Genomic DNA, 2,524 nt, shown 5'->3' with positions numbered 1-2,524 from the left:
TAAAAGACAAGCCGGCTCCACTATGGATGGTTGATGGTGTTTCCGCTGACAACAGAAGCTGGAAAGCCGGTCTGGAATTAGATACGAAAGGGAGATCTCCTGGTCCTGGGTTATTAACGGCTGAAGAACAGCAGAAGGTAGATGCAATGATGACTAGAAAACCTATAAACATCACACTGAAATAAATAGTTACTAAGAAAAACTAACACAAGAAACAATGAAACGATTATTATTAAGTTTGGCTTTTTTAAGCCTTACAAGCCTGGGCTTTGCCCAAAAAAAGATCGATTATACAACCGTACCTTCACTGGTAAAAGAAGCTAAAGAAAAGGGAGATTTCAAGCTCGCTGATTCTCTTGCACAAGACTATATAGCTAATTACTTATTTAAATTGAAGGAAGATCAACTGATGAGCAAAGACAATTTGTTATTTATCAGTGAAAATTTGAATACTACAGATAGTAAAGGATTTAGGCTTTTTTTTAAACAGCATAATAAAATAAATTCATTTTTAGGACCAGATCAAGCTGAATATGCAATTAGGAAAGCAATAGCCAAAGAGTTTATCCATAAAGAAAATGGACAAAATTATTCAGTGGCGGACTGGGACAAAACAGAACATACAGTTACGACAAAATTTGGTGCTTTAGGAGAAGAAGTGGTATACGGAAGCAAAATGGAGTATTACTTTACTGCTAAGGACTGGAATAATTATGGTAAATACTACATGCTTTATTTTGAAAAGGCACTAAAGAGACCAGAATATTATGTTAATAACCTTACATGGTCACTATTTGAAAACGTAAATGATCCTAAAGTTTTAAAATTTGCCTGTGATGTGGTGATGAAGTATGCAATGGAAGAATGGTATCAAAATGATTCCGAGGCTCATGATACTTACGCAAATTTATTGTATAAAACTGGAAAGAGGACTGAAGCAATTAAATGGGAAGAGAAAGCTGTAAAAATGAAAAAGGGACAGCCTGATGAAAAGCTTTATACGGATGCTTTGGAGAAAATGAAAAAAGGCTTGCCTACCTGGAAGCACATCAACTAATAACTAATTATCATAATTATGAAAACTACATTCATATCCATATTGATGCTCCTATTCGTACTGGTGTTGGCATCGTGTAAAAAACAAGAAATCAAAACAACGCCTTTGGCGAGCATCCAAATCACTAATGCAGTGGCTGGTGGAAGTACACTCCAGTTTGGAACCAATGTAGCCATGATTCCAAATAACGCCTACACAGCTTTTGGCATTTTAACCGGAAATCAGTCGCTGAAATTATCGTCGACAATTGCACCCAATGAGGTGTATTATAACCAGAACAAGGATTTTGTAAATGGTGGCGTATATTCCTTGTTTCTTACTGGAACACCAGCTTCGGTAGAATCTGTGTTTTTGAAAGAAGAAAATATCCCTTCGCATACGGCTAATGTGTTTGGCGCAAGGGTAATTAACCTCGTTGCAAGTAATGTTCCCATCAATATAAACTTGCAGGGAAATGCTAATGGCTCTTTTATAAGTAGCCTAGCTTATAAAGCAATTTCCTCTTTCAAAGATGTTTCTGGATTAGATTCTGAAGGGGATAAAGTTTTTGAATTCAGGAATGCCGCTACTGGCGATTTGATCACTTCATTTACCGTGCCTAGTTATGATTTACCAAGATTTAGAAACATTACGCTAGTGTTTGCTGGAGGTGTAGGCGCTGAGACTATTATTAGAGCGAACAACTATTAAACCTTTTAGAACGAATCACTTATGAAAATATTAATATCAATGCTCTTTCTAATGGTAGGGTATACCGCGGTAGCACAACAAGTGCTGCCGCTTTACCCGGATACTATTCCTGGAAGTACGGTCAAACTATCCAAAGAAGAAGAACCAACCCTGACCCTATATCTGCCCATTAAAGAAAAAGCTACAGGAACAGCAGTATTGGTAATCCCTGGGGGGGCGTATGGCTTCCTGGCCTTTGAAGAAGAAGGCATTACTATAGGCAAAGCCTTCGCAGAAAAAGGGATTGCAGCTTTTGTGCTCAAATACAGATTACCGAAAAGAGAGACCATGCGCGATAAAAGCTATGGACCACTCATGGATGCACAACAGGCTATGAAAGTAATCCGGTCTAATGCGGTAAACTGGAACCTCAATCCTGCTAAGGTCGGTGTGATTGGCTATAGTGCAGGAGGGCATTTGGCTTCGACATTAGGCACGCATTTCTCCAAAAGCTATATCCCCAATAAAGATAACATCAGCCTCCGGCCAGACTTCATGATCCTGGTTTACCCTGTAATCAGCATGAATGATCAATTGACGCATATGGGATCAAAGATTAATTTGCTGGGTATGGAGCCTGCAAAAGAAAAAGTAGCTTTGTTCTCTAATGAACTGCAGGTAACCAATGATACGCCTCCTACGTATTTGACGCATTGTGGGGATGATCAGGTGGTGGATGTGAACAATAGTATTGTGTTTTACCAGGCTTTGCAGAAGAATGGGGTAGATGCGGAACTG

At 38.9% G+C, this 2,524-nt stretch carries 4 protein-coding genes; all 4 read left to right on the top strand.

The window, feature by feature from the left end:
* A partial coding sequence (locus tag VNZ46_RS01060) for a hypothetical protein (protein WP_325558211.1) occupies nucleotides 1-185 on the top strand: 185 nt, incomplete at its 5' end.
* A 32-nt stretch (nucleotides 186-217) separates the two neighbouring features.
* Entirely contained in the window at nucleotides 218-1,057 is an 840-nt protein-coding gene (locus VNZ46_RS01055) for a hypothetical protein (protein ID WP_325558210.1), read from the top strand.
* A gap of 18 nt (nucleotides 1,058-1,075) precedes the next feature.
* Nucleotides 1,076-1,747, top strand: a complete 672-nt coding sequence (locus tag VNZ46_RS01050) for a hypothetical protein (protein WP_325558209.1) — start codon at nucleotides 1,076-1,078, stop codon at nucleotides 1,745-1,747.
* Between the two features lie 21 nt (nucleotides 1,748-1,768).
* Nucleotides 1,769-2,524, top strand: a 756-nt coding sequence (locus VNZ46_RS01045) for an alpha/beta hydrolase (protein ID WP_325558207.1), incomplete at its 3' end; no start/stop codon positions are given.

The organism is Pedobacter sp. (assembly GCF_035566355.1).
Lineage (GTDB): Bacteria > Bacteroidota > Bacteroidia > Sphingobacteriales > Sphingobacteriaceae > Pedobacter.
Note: the sequence above shows the minus strand (reverse complement) of the source record. Positions and strands in the feature narration are given on the sequence as shown.